At 68.6% G+C, this 14533-nt stretch carries 11 protein-coding genes and 1 pseudogene; 9 read left to right on the forward strand and 3 right to left on the reverse strand.

Annotated features, from left to right (window positions below; genetic code table 11):
* Positions 1–87: 87 nt before the first annotated feature.
* The gene (hslU, locus tag SLW56_RS12115; protein ID WP_017912058.1) at positions 88–1452 is read left to right on the forward strand and encodes an ATP-dependent protease ATPase subunit HslU; all 1365 of its coding nucleotides are present in this window, start codon (positions 88–90) and stop codon (positions 1450–1452) included.
* Positions 1453–2160: 708 nt separating this feature from the next.
* Here hslU and SLW56_RS12120 read toward each other — a convergent pair.
* The 3 genes from SLW56_RS12120 to SLW56_RS12130 all read right to left on the reverse strand — a co-directional run bounded on the left by SLW56_RS12120 (position 2161) and on the right by SLW56_RS12130 (position 5441).
* The gene (locus tag SLW56_RS12120; protein ID WP_320694902.1) at positions 2161–3525 is read right to left on the reverse strand and encodes a DUF2252 family protein; all 1365 of its coding nucleotides are present in this window, start codon (positions 3523–3525) and stop codon (positions 2161–2163) included.
* A gap of 66 nt (positions 3526–3591) precedes the next feature.
* A complete protein-coding gene (locus tag SLW56_RS12125) occupies positions 3592–4779 on the reverse strand; it encodes a heparan-alpha-glucosaminide N-acetyltransferase domain-containing protein (RefSeq protein ID WP_320694903.1) in 1188 nt (395 codons plus the stop codon).
* A gap of 206 nt (positions 4780–4985) precedes the next feature.
* The gene (locus SLW56_RS12130; protein ID WP_010341927.1) at positions 4986–5441 is read right to left on the reverse strand and encodes a nucleoside deaminase; all 456 of its coding nucleotides are present in this window, start codon (positions 5439–5441) and stop codon (positions 4986–4988) included.
* Between the two features lie 114 nt (positions 5442–5555).
* On the opposite strand from SLW56_RS12130, the gene ubiE reads away from it, so the two are divergent.
* The 8 genes and pseudogenes from ubiE (at position 5556) to SLW56_RS12170 (ending at position 14513) form a co-directional block, all read left to right on the forward strand.
* Positions 5556–6317 (forward strand): bifunctional demethylmenaquinone methyltransferase/2-methoxy-6-polyprenyl-1,4-benzoquinol methylase UbiE, encoded by a 762-nt coding sequence (ubiE, locus tag SLW56_RS12135; RefSeq protein ID WP_320694904.1) that lies wholly within the window; start codon positions 5556–5558, stop codon positions 6315–6317.
* Positions 6318–6719: 402 nt separating this feature from the next.
* Positions 6720–6818 (forward strand): annotated as a pseudogene (locus SLW56_RS12140) (bifunctional demethylmenaquinone methyltransferase/2-methoxy-6-polyprenyl-1,4-benzoquinol methylase); the annotation flags it as partial.
* A 153-nt stretch (positions 6819–6971) separates the two neighbouring features.
* Positions 6972–8912 (forward strand): M1 family metallopeptidase, encoded by a 1941-nt coding sequence (locus tag SLW56_RS12145; protein WP_320694905.1) that lies wholly within the window; start codon positions 6972–6974, stop codon positions 8910–8912.
* 419 nt (positions 8913–9331) lie between these two features.
* Entirely contained in the window at positions 9332–9682 is a 351-nt protein-coding gene (locus SLW56_RS12150) for a cupin domain-containing protein (protein ID WP_017910018.1), read from the forward strand.
* Positions 9683–9715: 33 nt separating this feature from the next.
* Positions 9716–10735 carry an alpha/beta fold hydrolase gene (locus SLW56_RS12155; protein ID WP_295963975.1) on the forward strand — a complete coding sequence of 340 codons (1020 nt, stop codon included), beginning with the start codon at positions 9716–9718 and terminating at the stop codon, positions 10733–10735.
* On the forward strand, positions 10732–11451 hold the full coding sequence (locus SLW56_RS12160) for a hypothetical protein (protein WP_017910020.1): 720 nt from the start codon (positions 10732–10734) through the stop codon (positions 11449–11451). The genes SLW56_RS12155 and SLW56_RS12160 overlap by 4 nt, the downstream gene beginning before the upstream one ends.
* Positions 11452–11456: 5 nt before the next feature.
* Positions 11457–12095: an HAD family hydrolase gene (locus SLW56_RS12165; protein ID WP_017914832.1), complete on the forward strand. Its 639-nt coding sequence runs from the start codon at positions 11457–11459 to the stop codon at positions 12093–12095.
* Positions 12096–12500: 405 nt separating this feature from the next.
* Positions 12501–14513 carry a methanol/ethanol family PQQ-dependent dehydrogenase gene (locus SLW56_RS12170; RefSeq protein WP_320694906.1) on the forward strand — a complete coding sequence of 671 codons (2013 nt, stop codon included), beginning with the start codon at positions 12501–12503 and terminating at the stop codon, positions 14511–14513.
* The last annotated feature ends 20 nt before the right edge of the window (positions 14514–14533 follow it).

Consider the following 14533-nt stretch of genomic DNA (forward strand, 5'->3'; position numbering starts at 1 on the left):
AACAGCGGTTCCCGTCTCCGTCACCGATGACGCCTGCTTTCCCATTCCCGATTCTCCATTCCCGATTCCCTCTTCGATTTCCCGACCATGACCGATACCCATAGCACCATGACCCCGCGCGAGATCGTGCAGGAGCTGGACCGCCACATCGTCGGCCAGCACGAGGCCAAGCGCGCGGTGGCGATCGCGCTGCGCAACCGCTGGCGGCGCATGCAGTTGCCCGATGCGCTGCGCAACGAAGTGATGCCGAAGAACATCCTGATGATCGGTCCCACCGGCGTCGGCAAGACCGAGATCGCGCGGCGCCTGGCGACGCTGGCCAATGCGCCGTTCGTCAAGGTCGAGGCGACCCGCTTCACCGAGGTCGGCTACGTCGGCAAGGATGTGGAGCAGATCGTGCGCGATCTGGCCGATACCGCGGTCAAGCTGTACCGCGAGCAGGCCAAGACCCGCGTGCGCACGCAGGCCGAGGAGCGCGCCGAAGACCGCATCCTCGATGCGCTGCTGCCGCGGCGCAGCGCCGGCATCGGCTTCGATCCGGAAGCCGCACGCAACGAGCCCTCGGCGCAGGACAGCGACACCCGCAGCAAGTTCCGGCGCATGCTGCGTGCCGGCGAACTGGACGAGCGCGAGATCGAACTGGATGTCGCGGTCAACGTCAGCATGGACATCATGACCCCGCCGGGCATGGAGGAAATGGGCCAGCAGTTGCGGCAGATGTTCTCCAACCTCGGTGGCGGCAAGTCGCAGTCGCGCAAGCTGACCATCAAGGCGGCGCGGCCGCTGCTGATCGAGGAAGAGGCGGGCAAGCTGGTCAATGAGGACGACGTGCGCGCCGCGGCGATCGAGGCCTGCGAACAGCACGGCATCGTGTTCATCGACGAGATCGACAAGGTGGCCAAGCGCAGCGAGGCCGGCGCCACCGGCGGCGACGTCTCGCGCGAAGGCGTGCAGCGCGATCTGCTGCCGCTGGTGGAAGGTTCCAACGTCAGCACCAAGTACGGCACGGTCAAGACCGACCACATCCTGTTCATCGCCTCCGGTGCGTTCCACCTCGCCAAGCCCAGCGACCTGATCCCGGAGCTGCAGGGCCGCTTCCCGATCCGCGTGGAACTGTCGGCGCTGTCGAAGGACGACTTCATCCGCATCCTCACCGAGCCGAAAGCGGCGCTGACCAAGCAGTACGAAGCGCTGTTGCTGACCGAGGGCGTGAGCCTGCGTTTCACCGACGACGCCATCGCGCGCCTGGCGGAGATCGCGTTCCTGGTCAACGAGCGTCAGGAGAACATCGGCGCGCGGCGCCTGCACACCGTGCTCGAGCGCCTGCTTGACACGCTGAGCTACGAAGCCCCGGACCGCGACGGTCAGAGCGTCACCGTGGACGCGGCCTATGTCGATGCGCACCTGGGCGAGCTGGTGCAGGACCCGGATCTGAGTCGGTACATCCTGTAATTCCGGGTCGACGCACGCCCGCGATGCGTTCCCCTTTGTGGGAGTCAACTGTCATGCAACCACGACGAACTGCGTAGGCGGACGATCTGGCTTTGGAAGCCGTCGTGCCTGATCCCACAAAAGGGGACGAAGGTCCCTCCCACATCGCGCCCGGACAGCGATCACCACGAGTCCGTGTGGGAGTCGCGGTCGCTTGGCTTTGGCTCTTGCCCTTGCCCTTGCTTTTGACTTACTGGGTTCCCTTCCGAAGCGGCGGCCATCGCGGGGAAAAACCCGAAGGGCGGCGCACAGGGATGTGCGCCGTCCGCGGCAGGGGCAGGATGCCCCTTCCGCGGATCCCCGTGATGGGCGCGGACCCGGAGCGCGTTAGCGCGGAGGGCGCGAGGCAGGGCGCGCTTTCTTTTGGTTACCTTTTCTTTGCGCGAGCAAAGAAAAGTAACTCGCCCGTAAGGGCGAAAGCCTTTGCTTTCGCTTGAGATTTGCGTGTCGGACGAAAAGAAGAACCGTAGACATAACGCCATCAGGGCTCCATGTCCAGATACAAGGAGCGACTTCCGTCGTGACGGGACTTGCCGGTAAGGCCTCGTCGCGACTGGGATCCCACAAAAGGGGACGAGAATCGCTCCGACAGGAGAGCGTGCCGCAGGCCGGGGTATGTTTCCCGCAGCGCCAAGACGGCGTGGGCGATCCCGGCCACCCCCGCCGCGTTCAATACAGCGGCGTGCCCGCCTTGTACGCGGCCACGAACGACTGCCAGTCCAGTTGCACCTGCGCGGCGTAGTCGAACGCGAACTGGCGCAGTTCCGATTTCAGGCCGCTCTTGCTGCTGGCCGCCTGGTCGATCTGCTTGTCGATGCTGTAGGGCACCACGTTCGGGTCGTAGTCCTGGTCGGCCAGCGCATGCGCCGAGGCCAGGGCCTGACCCAGGTAGGTGGCGGCGGTGGCGAGCTTGCCGGCGCTGTCCAGCGCGGTCGGATCCAGATCCTGCTGGAACGGGGATTTCTCGTGCACGTAGAACGGGGTGCCGTTGACGCTGGCGTAGCCGACCAGCACGTCGGCGTCGATGGTCTGCGCCTTGGCGGTGCGCGCCACCCGTGCGCCCTCGTTGTTGTCGTAGGTGGAGGCCGGCATCTGCGACGGCGCGGCCACGGCGACCACGCTGGCCGCTTCCTGCTTCCACTCCAGGATCACGTCGTCGCTGGTCGACGCGCTCGGGCCTTCGATCAGCACGTACAGGCGCAGGCGGCCGAGGCTGCCGGTGCCCGAGCCCAGCTTCTGGCGCACGTCCTTGATGCCGTAGTAGCTGGACGCATAGCGCTTGGACGCGGCGATCGAGCCGATGTAGCCGTTCATCGCCGCGGCCACCGCCGAGGCGGTGCCGGCGTCCACCGCGACCAGGTTGTCCAGGTTCTGGAACTGGCGCTTGCCGCCGTTGACCACCGTGTACTTGGACAGCAGGCTGCTGCGGCTCTTGCCGTCGGCGCTGTCGATGATCTTGGCCACCGCGCCGCTGGTGTTGCGCTTGCTCAGTTGGAAGCTTTCTTCGGCATCGCTGCCGCGGAAATCGGCGATCTTGTCCAGGTAGGCGCCGACCATGGTGTCGATGGCGTCGCCGATGTCGCTGTCGGACAGGCCGTTGTCGCGCCCGGCCAGGACCATGCTCGCGGCCAGCCGGCGCAGGTCCCACACGTACTGGCCGAGGTGGCCTTCGTCGAAGTCGGCGACCTTGAACACCGCCTTGCCGCTGCTGTCGCGCGCCGCATCGAAGTTGCCGAGGTGGGTGTCGCCGCCGAGCCAGGTGTAGCCGGTCTGCGGCGAGGTCCACAGCGAGCCCGGCAGGGTTTTCATGTCCTGGTAGAAAATGTGGTCGGTGCCGCGGTAGAAGGCGTAGGCGCCGGTGGCCATGGTCGCCATCTTGGTATCCAGCTCGGCGCGCTGCGCGGCGTAGGGATGGTTGTAGTCGTGGATCTGCTGCACCACCCAGGCGTCGCGCTTGCTCGCCGCGGTCGCGCATCCGGCGCAGGCGGCGAGGGTCAGGCCGATCAGCAGCAACTGCGGCAGGCGGGTGGACATCGCAGGTCTCCAGGCGCGAACGAGGGAACCGGCAGTCGACCACGCCTGCATTGCACGCGGATGAACCTAGAAGTAGCGCAGCCAGCCCAGGTCGCGGCGCCGCGCCTTCAGCCGCGCGAACGCGGCGGTGGGCCAGTACAGGGCCAGGCCCAGCAAGGCGGCGATCGCCCACAGCGCGGCCACGCTGTCCACGCCGAACAGGTCGCCCTGGTTGGCGCCCCACAGCGCCAGCGCGGCCAGGTAGGCGAGCTTCAGCACGTACAGGTGCAGCAGGTAGAAGAACATCGGCGCCGCGCCGATCGTCGCCAGCGGCGCCAGGGTACGGGCCACGGCGGGGTGCTCGTACAGGCGCAGCAACAGCAGGCCCACGCCCAGGGTCAGCAGCAGGAACTGCAGCGACGGCGGGTACTTGGTGACGTTGAAGAAGCTCATCGCGGTATGCGCGAGGTCGTCCTGCGCCTGCCAGGGCGCATCGCCGTAGCCGTTGTGCCAGCGCAGCAGGTGGAAGCCGGCCAGCGCGCCCAGCCCCCAGGCCAGCAGGCGCTGCTGGCGTTGCGCCGGGTCGGTGGCGGCGCCGTACCAGGGGCCGGCGGCGTAGCCGAGCGCGATCACCCCGATCCACGGCAGCACCGGGTAGGAGGTGCGCAGACGCAGCTCGCCCAACTCCAGCCAGCGCCGGTCGTGCAGCACCGCCCAGGCGGCCGCGAGCGGGCCGTCGCCCTGCACCTGCACGTCGTCCAGCAGGTGGTGGCCGGCGACCAGCGCCGCGCCGAGCAGGGCCAGCGCCGGCCGCGGCAGCCACAGCAGTGCGGCCAGGGCGATCATGCTCAGGCCGATCGCCCAGATCACCTGCAGGTACAGCGCCTGCGGCGGGAAGGCGCCGCTCCAGGCCAGGTTGACCAGGGTCAGCTCCAGCACGATCAGGAACAGGCCGCGCTTGAGCAGGAAGCGGGCGGCCGCCGCGCGCCCGTCGGCCTGCCCGGACGCATACAGCCAGGCCGACAGGCCGGTGAGGAACACGAACACCGGCGCACACAGGTGGGCGAGGGTGCGCGCGACGAACAGTGCCGGCGCCGTGCCCTCCACCTCCATCGGGTCGCCGACCGGGTGGTGCAGGTAGAAGGTCTCGCGCACGTGGTCGAGCAGCATCAGCAGCATCACCGTGCCGCGCAGCAGGTCGATCGAGGCCAGTCGCGCGGCGGGCGTCGCGGGAACGGCGAGGGAGGCGGGCGAAGCGAGGGCAACAGACGGCATGCGGTGCGATCGGTGTTAATTTTGAAACAATATAACACTCGGGCGGTAGAGCCCTTCCCGCCGCTGCTGGCGCTGGGGTACTCAGGCTTGGCCGCGCCGGGGTGTTGGCGCGGCGGCGGCGAGGCTCGGGCGGGGCAAGCCGGCGCGCCAGGTCGGCGTCGCTCGGCATGGCCTGGTGTCGGCCCGTGGGCGCGTCGGCGGGACGCTCAGTCCTCGCCGATGTCCTCGTTCCACACGTCCGGGTGCGCGGCGATGAAGCCGCCGAGCAGGTCGATGCACTCCTGGCTGTGCAGGTCGATGACCTCCACGCCGCTCTCGCGCAGCCAGTCGATGCCGCCCTGGAAGGTCACCGATTCGCCGACCACCACGGTGCCGATGTTGAACTGCCGCACCAGGCCGCTGCAGTACCAGCACGGCGCCAGGGTGGTGACCATGATGGTGTCCTTGTAACGGCGCTGGCGCCCGGCCTTGCGGAAGGCGTCGGTCTCGCCATGCACGGACGGGTCGCCTTCCTGCACGCGGCGGTTGTGGCCGCAGCCGAGCAGGCGGCCGTCGCGGTGGTACAGGGCGGCGCCGATCGGGATGCCGCCCTCGGCCAGGCCCTGGCGGGCTTCGGCGATGGCGGTGTCGAGCAGGGCGCGGTAGTCGGGGGTGGTCAGCATGGGATGGCCCGGGGGAAAGGGAGTCGGCCGGCAGTCTGGCGCAGGCAGCCGGCGGCTGTCATCCCGGGCGGCGCTTCACCGGCACGGAGCGGCCGGCAGTGCGATAATCCCGGCATGAGCGAATCCCCCTACAAATCCGGCACCACCCATTTCGGCTTCCGCGACGTCGCCGCCAAGGACAAGCAGAAGCTGGTCGGCGAGGTCTTCACCTCGGTCGCCGGCAACTACGACCTGATGAACGACCTGATGAGCATGGGCATCCATCGGGTCTGGAAGCGCTATTTCGTCGCCACCGCGCAGGTCAAGCCGGGCGACCGCGTGCTCGACCTGGCTGGCGGCACCGGCGACATCGCCGCGCTGCTGAAGGACCGGGTCGGTGCCGACGGCGAGATCGTGCTGGGCGACATCAACGCCGGCATGCTCTCGGTGGGCCGCGACCGCCTCACCAACCGCGGCCTGGTCGCGGGCCTGGACTACGTGCAGTGCAACGCCGAGGCGCTGCCGTTCCCGGACCAGAGCTTCGACTTGGTGACCATCGCCTTCGGCCTGCGCAACGTCACCGACAAGGACGCCGCACTGCGCGAGATGTACCGCGTGCTCAAGGTCGGCGGCCAGGCGCGGGTGCTGGAGTTCTCCGAAGTCACCGCCGATTGGTTCAAGCCGCTGTACGACTTCCATTCGTTCAAGGTGCTGCCGCGCCTGGGCCAACTGTTCGCCAAGGACGCCGACAGCTACCAGTACCTGGCCGAAAGCATCCGCAAGCATCCGCCGCAGGACGCGCTGAGGGCGATGATGGAAGAGGCCGGCTTCGCCCGCAGCCACTACAAGAACCTGACCGGCGGCATCGTGGCGATCCACTCGGGCTATAGGATTTAGAGCCGGGATTGGGGATTCGCAAAGGCGGGCGATCGGTGGCTGACCGATCGCGGCGCTGGGCTGTTCTTGTGGGAGGGACTTCAGTCCCGACGCGCGGTCCGACGATGCCGGCGCAGCATCTGCCACAGAAAGCCGGGATTCGGGATTCGGGATTGGGGAATCGCAAGAGCGGGCGATCGGTGGCTGACCGATCGCGGCGCTGGGCTGTTCTTGTGGGAGGGACTTCAGTCCCGACGCGCGGTCCGGCGGTGCCGGTGTAAGCATCTGCCACAGAAAGCCGGGATTCGGGAATCGGGATTCGGGAATCGTAAGAGCAGGCGATCGGTGCTGACTGATCGCGGGCCCTGTGCCGTCTTTGTGGGAGGGACTTCAGTCCCGACGCGCGGTCCGACGGTGCCGGCGCAGCATCTGCCACAGGACGCGAAGGCAAGGGTGGAAGCAGCCGGCTTCGCCCGCAACCACTACAAGAACCTAGCCGGTGGCATCGTGGCGATCCACTCGGCTACAAGATCAGAGTGGAGCCGGGATTGGGGATTGAAGATTCGGGATGCGTCAGCGCGCGGCGCCGCACTGCCGTTGCGAATCCCCAATCCCGAATCCCCAATCCCTGCCTTCCGGTAGACTTCGGGTTTTCCCGAACCGGTGCTGTCCGCCATGCGTTCCCCGTTCCTGTTGTTGTCCCTGGCCGCGATGGTCGCGTCCGGGTGTTCACGTGAAGCACCTGCGCCCGATGCGGCCGCACCTGCCGCCAAGCCGGCGCCCGCCGCGGCCAAGCCGGCCGACCGCAGCCACGACGAGACTTCCTACGCCGAGCCGTCCAAGGTCGTGATCAAGGACCTGGCGCTGGATCTGAAGCTGGATTTCGACAGCAAGCAGATCGGCGGCACCGCCACCTACACGCTGGACTGGAAGGACAAGAGCGCCAAGCAACTGGTGCTGGATACGCGCGACCTGACCATCGAGAAGGTGCAGGCCGACGACGGCAAGGGCCAGCAGGCGCCGCTGCAGTACGCGCTGGCGCCGGCCGACAAGATCTACGGCAGCAAGCTGACCATCGAGGCGCCGACGCAGCCGCAGACGATCAGCATCACCTACCACACCGCGCCGACCGCCTCGGGCCTGCAGTGGCTGGAGCCGTCGATGACCGAGGGCAAGAAGCTGCCCTTCATGTTCAGCCAGTCGCAGGCGATTCACGCACGTTCGTGGGTGCCGCTGCAGGACACGCCGAGCGTGCGTTTCACCTACAGCGCGCACGTGGTCTCGCGTCCGGACGTGATGGTGCTGATGAGCGCCGACAACGATCCCAAGGCGGTGCGCAACGGCGACTACCGCTTCAAGATGCCGCAGCCGATCCCGTCCTACCTGCTGGCGATCGCCGCCGGCGACCTGGTGTTCAAGCCGATCTCCGCGCGCTCGGGCGTGTGGGCCGAGCCGGCGATGGTCGACAAGGCGGCCAAGGAGTTCGAGGACACCGAGAAGATGATCGTGGCCGCCGAGACGCTGTACGGTCCGTATCGCTGGGGCCGCTACGACATGCTGGTGCTGCCGCCGTCGTTCCCGTTCGGCGGCATGGAGAATCCGCGCCTGACCTTCGCCACCCCGACGGTGATCGTCGGCGACAAGTCGCTGGTGTCGCTGATCGCGCACGAACTGGCACATAGCTGGTCCGGCAACCTGGTGACCAACGCCAGCTGGAAGGACATCTGGCTCAACGAAGGCTTCACCACCTACGTGCAGGCGCGCATCACCGAGGCGCTGTACGGCCCCGAAGCGGCGGAGATGGAGCGCGAGATCGACCAGACCGACCTGCTCGCCGAACTGAAGGGCATGAGCCCGGCCGACCAGGCGCTGGCGCTGCCGGCGCTGACCGAGCGCGATCCGGACGAGGCGCTGAGCCAGGTCGCCTACGTCAAGGGCGCATGGTTCCTGCAGTTCCTGGAACAGCGCTTCGGCCGCGACACCTTCGATCCGTTCCTGCGCGGCTGGTTCGACGACCACGCGTTCCAGAGCGCCAACACCGATCAGTTCGTCGAGTACCTGAAGACCCACCTGCTGCCCAAGAAGCCGAACGCGGTGACCGCGCAGGAACTGCATGCGTGGCTGGACGAGCCGGGCATTCCGGCGTTCGCGCAGAAGGCGCGTTCGCGCAACTTCGCCATGGTCGACACCGCGCGCATCGCCTGGACCGGCAGCGGCACGTTGCCGGGCAAGCAGGTGACCGATGCCTGGAGCACCCAGGAGTGGACGCGCTTCCTCAGCGGCCTGGGCGAGAAGCTGACCCCGGCGCAGCTCAAGCAACTTGACGACGCCTACCACTTCACCGGCACCGCCAACGGCGAGATCGCCATGCGCTGGTATCCGCTGGCGATCCGCAGCGGCTACGTGGACGCGCGCCCGGCCGCCGGCGAGTTCATCGCCCGCGTCGGCCGCCGCAAGCTGATCCTGCCGATCTACGCCGAACTGGTGAAGACCCCGGACGGGCTCGCCTTCGCCGAAGAGGTGTTCGCCAAGGCCAAGCCCGGCTACCACCCGATCACCACGGTGTCGGTGCAGGAGATGCTGGACAAGGCCAAGGCCGGCAGCACCGCGCACTGACGCAAGTCGCCCGCGAAAGACCGCGCACACGGCGCCGGGAGCACTCCCGGCGCCGTGTGCGTGTGTGCGGCCGGCGTGTGGCGACGATCGCGTCGCGCGGGGAGGGTGCGATGGTGGCGGCATGGCCGCGCCCGCGTTGCAGGACGTCGTCATCTGCGGCGTCGCATGCGCCGCCGGCATGAGGCGCGTGCCTGTGCAGTGCCGCCTTAACGGATTCCACACGCACCGCCGTCGATCAGCACGACCTGCTGCCACGCATTCGCGATATCCTCGGCAGTCCCGATGGTCCTCGGTCCATGCGCGCATGACATCGTTCGCCACCGCTGCCCCGGTCTCCGCTGCAAGCGCCAGTGCCATGGCAGATCGTTGCCGGCGCCGATGCGCGCGGGCCTGCGTGCGCCTCCCGAGGGGTTGCTGAGATGACCGACGCGCCCGTGCTGTCCGGTTCCTTGCTGGACGCATTGCCCGATGCCCGCGGTGGCGAAATCTTCACCGAACTGCTGCGGCGCTCCGGTTGCCGCGTCGAGCGCATCGTCTCGCACGGGCAGACCACGCCGCAGGAGTCGCCGTACCTGCAGGCGCACGACGAATGGGTGCTGGTGCTGCGCGGTCGCGCGCGGGTGGCGCTGTGCGATCGCGAGGTCGCGCTGGCGCCGGGCGACCATCTGTTCATCCCGGCCGATACGCCGCATTGGGTGACTTTCACCGATCCCGGGCAGCCGACCGTGTGGCTGGCCCTCCATCTCGGCGAAGCCGACGTGGTGGCTTGAGCGCATGAGCGACCTGCGCGCTCCGGTGTCCCCATGGTGATGGCGACCCTGGTCTTGATGATGCTGCTGCTGCTGGCTGGCGCCCTGGCGTTGCTGGTGTCGCTGCTGTGCGTGGCGCTCGTGGCGATGCCGATCGGGGCGCTGCTGGTGGCGTGCGATCCGTTCCTGCTGGTGCGCCTGGAGAGCCTGCGCCAGCGTCGCGGCAGCGGGCTGCGGCGGCGCCAGTCGCAGGTCGCCGGGCACACCTGGACCTATCTGGTGCGCGCCGCGGCCGATCCCGCCGCGCCGACCCTGCTGCTGGTGCATGGCTTCACCGGCAGCAAGGAGAACTGGCTGCCGCTGGCGCGCGCGCTGGGCACGCGCTATCACCTGGTCATCCCGGATCTGCCCGGCTGGGCCGAGAGCCAGCGCATCGCCGGGCAGGACTACGGCTTTGTGGCGCAGGCCGAGCGCGTGGCCGCGTTCGCCATGCAGTGCGCGCGCCGTGCGGGCAGCGAATGCGTGCTGCTCGGGCATTCGATGGGAGGCGGCATCGCGGCGCTGGCCGCGGCGCGCCATCCGGCGGTGTTCGACCGGGTCGGCCTGTTCAACGCCGCCGGCGTGCGCTTCGCCGACAACGTCTTCGGGCAGGCGGTGCTGGACGGGCACAATCCGTTCGCGGTGCACGATGCCGCATCGCTGCAGCGCTACATCGACACCGTGTTCCTGCTCGAGCGCGCCAAGCCGCGCATCCCGCGCTGGGCGGTGCCGGCGGTGGTGGCCTGGCGTCGCCGCGAGGCCGATTTCGAGCAGCAGGTGCTGGCGCGCATCGGCCGCGGCGAGGAGGCGTTCCTGCCGTTCGAGGAGGCCGCGCGCATTCGCCAGCCGGCGCTGCTGCTGAATTGCGTGCAGGACGCGGTGATCGACGCCAGCGCGCTGGCGCTGTACGCGCAACGCCTGCCGCAGGCGATCCAGGTACTGCTGGACGGCAGCGGCCACATGTCCATCGTCGAGAAGCCCGCCGAGGTCGCGCAGGCCATCGACACCCTGATCCAACGAGGAACCCCACGATGAAACGCATTCTGCTCGGCGCGCTGTGCGCCGTCGCCCTGGCCGCTTGCGGCGATCACGAGGCCGAGCGCAAGGCGCAGGCTGCGGCCGAAGCGCAGGCCAAGGCGCAGGCGGCCGACGACCTGGCCAAGCAGTACGACGCCGCGGTGAAGTCCGGCAACTGGGACCTGGCCCGGATCCACGGCGCGGCGCTGCTGCAGCAGTACCCCGGCTCGGACGCGGCCGAACGCATCCAGCCCGGCTACGCAGAGGTCAAGGCCAAGGGCGAAGCGGCGCGCGAGCTGCGGCGCATGCAGGCTGCCTGGCAGTACTCGCAGGTGCCGGCCGGCAAGGGCGTGCAGCGCTCGGCGATGCTGTACAGCCGCGACAAGGTTGATGTGGACGGCAGCGGACCCAAGCCGGTGCAACTGGTGTTCCGCGACCATCCGGAATGGAAGCGCAGCGCCTACCTCGTGCTGCAGTCCGGCGATTTCCGCTGCGCCGGCGGCTGCAAGGTGGAACTGAAGGCCGACGACGCGCCGCCGCACGCGGCCGCGGCCTGGCGGCCCAAGACCGACGAGGCCATCGCCATGTTCATCAGCGACGACAAGGCGCTGTGGAAGCTGGCGCGCAAGACCACGGTGCTGCAGATCACCTTCCCGGTGAAGGCCGGCGGCACCCGCACCGCGGTGTTCGAGACCGGCGGCCTGGACGGCGCGCAGATGCCGGGCTGGGATTGAGCGCGATGCATGCCGCCATGCCACCGCCGGCCGAGGCGCTGTGCCAGGTGCGCCACTGGGTGTTCGACATGGACGGCACCCTGACCCGTGCCGTGCACGATTTCGCGCTGATCCGCCGCGAACTGCAGATCCCGCCGCAGGCCGACATCCTGCAGCACCTGGCGGCGCTGCCGGATGCGCAGCGCGCCAGCAAGCACGCCTGGCTGCTGGAGCACGAGCGCGTGCTTGCCCAGGAGGCCACCGCGGCCAACGGCGCGCCGGCGCTGCTGCGCACACTGCACGCGGCCGATTGCCGGCTGGCGGTGCTCACCCGCAACGCGCGCGAGCTGGCGCAGCTGACCCTGGAAGAGATCGAGGTCGACGACCTGTTCGAGGACGTCACCATCCTCGGCCGCGACGAGGCGCCGCCCAAGCCGCATCCCGGCGGCCTGCTGCAGTTGGCCGAGCACTGGGGCGTGGCGCCGCAGGCACTGGCGATGGTCGGCGACCACGCCTACGACCTGCAGTGCGGGCGCCATGCCGGCGCCACCACCGTGCTGCTGCATCCGGACAATCCCTGGCCGGCGCTGGCCGACCTGCATTTCGCCGATTGCGCCGCGCTGCTGGCGTGGTGGCAGGACCGCGTCGGGCCGCAGTCGCACTGACTGCTGCGCGGCGGCTGACCGCCGCCGCGCGCCGCACCCTCCTTGGCGAGATCGGTGCAGGCGTGCCGGATGCGCACTCCCCGTCGCGCGCCCCGCCGTGCGCACCCGTGTGCGCCAGTGTGGCAAGCGCAGCGATGGCGCAGGGTGTGCCACCGGCACATGTGCTCACACTGCGCCACGTCCGACGCAACCGTGTGGCGCAAAGTGTCACGTTTCCGAGACACCCTCGACCGCGCTGGTGGGCGTCTCCGCGACGACAACCGGCGTCGTGATCCGCACGTCAAGGGATGTTGCATCGCAGCGCCGCGATGGCATGGACGTTGCTCGTATACATCCACGCTTCAGGTTCCGTGGCACACGCCGATAGGTGAAGTGACGCGGCTCTTCAACGAGGGGAGTAGAACGATGCACAGTCATTCACGTCGTACCCAGGCTTGTACGCTGCTCGCGCTGGCCACTGCGCTGGCATTGGCGGGTTGCAAGAAGCAGGAAGAGGCTCCGGCGCCGGCCGCACCGGCCGCCGCACAGCAGCCGCCGGCCGCCGCGCCGGCCGCGGTTGCCGATACCGACAGCGAGTTCGCCACCAATGCCGCCAACCCCGACAACTGGGGTGGCATCGGTCGCGACTTCGGCCTGAACCGGCACAGCCCGCTGGCCGAGATCAATCGCGACAACGTCAAGAACCTGAAGATGTCGTGGGAGATGAAGACCGACGCCACCCGCGGCCACGAAGGCCAGCCGCTGGTGGTGGGCGGCACCATGTACATGGTCAGCGCCTATCCGAACAACGTGTTCGCGATCGACCTGTCGCAGGAAGACAACGGCAAGGTGCTGTGGAAGTACACCCCGCAGCAGGACGAGCGCGCGGTGGCGGTGGCCTGCTGCGATACGGTCAACCGCGGTGCGTCCTACGCCGACGGCAAGGTGGTGTTCGGCAGCCTCAGCGGCGACGTGATCGCGCTCGATGCCAAGACCGGCAAGGAAGTGTGGAAGCAGAAGCTCGCCTATCCCGAGAAGGGCGAGACCATCACCATGGCCCCGATCATCGCCGACGGCAAGGTCGTGGCCGGCATCAGCGGCAACGAGTTCGGCGTGCGCGGGCGCGTCGCCGCGTACGCGCTGGCCGACGGCAAGCAGGCCTGGTCCTGCGAGGCCACCGGCACCGACAAGGACATCTGCCTCGGCCCGGACTTCAACAAGGCCAATCCGCAGCACGGCCAGCTCGGCGACCTCGGCCAGAAGACCTACCCCGACGAAGGCTGGAAGCGCGGCGGCGGCGCGGCCTGGGGCTGGTACAGCTACGACCCGAAACTCAAGCTGGTCTACTACGGCACCGGCAATCCCGGCCTGTGGAGCCCGTCGTACCGCTGCGGCAAGACCACGCAGAAGGAATGCGACACCGGCGAGTACGACAACAAGTGGTCCATGACCCTGTTTGCGCGCAAGATCGACACCGGCGAGGCGGTGTGGGGCTACCAGAAGACCCCGTTCGACCAGTGGGACTACGACGGCATCAACGAGCCGATCCTGGTCGACCTGACCATCGACGGCAAGCAGGTGCCGTCGGTGGTGCAGTTCGACCGCAATGGGTTTGCCTACGTGCTCGACCGCCGCGACGGCACGCTGCTGCGCGCCAACAAGTTCGTGCCGGCCAACTGGGCCGAGCGCATCGACATGAAGACCGGGCGCCCGGTCAAGGTCGCGGCGCATTCGCCGCTGGAACGCGGCCGCAAGGTCGAGGCGTTCCCGTCGGCGATGGGCGGCAAGGACCAGCAGCCGTGCTCGGTGGACCCGTCCAATTCGGCGGTGTTCTTCTGCGGCACCAACAATTGGCACATGGAGCTGGACCCGCAGGAGCGCGGCAACACCATGATGGGCCTGCCGTACGTGTTCGCCAACGTGCTGATGAAGCCGAACGAGCCGGGCGCGTTGGGCATCGTCAAGGCGTTCGACGTGGTCGAAGGCAAGTCCAAGTGGGAGATCAAGGAGAAGTTCCCGGTGTGGAGCGGCACCCTGGTCACCGATGGCGGGCTGGTGTTCTACGGCACGCTGGACGGCTGGTTCCGCGCGGTGGACAAGGACACCGGCAAGAAGCTGTGGGAGACCAAGCTGCCCTCGGGCATCATCGGCAACCCGATCGCCTACAAGGCCAACGGCCACCAGTACGTGGCGGTGTTCTCGGGTATCGGCGGCTGGATCGGCCTGCCGGTCGCCGCCGGCCTGGATCCGGGCGATCCGTACGGCGCGTTGGGTGCCGCGGGCCTGGCCTTCAGCAACGGCTTTGACAAGATCCCGTTGGGCGGCATGGTGCACACCTTCCGCATCGACGGCGCCGGCAAGACCGTCACGCCCACCACGACCGCCACCGCGGCCGCCGGTGGCGGCAGCGCGGCGGTCGCCGCCAAGACGGTGCGATGAGCCGGCGGCGCCGCGTCCAG

The organism is Xanthomonas sp. LF07-6 (assembly GCF_034105445.1).
Classification (GTDB): domain Bacteria; phylum Pseudomonadota; class Gammaproteobacteria; order Xanthomonadales; family Xanthomonadaceae; genus Xanthomonas_A; species Xanthomonas_A sontii.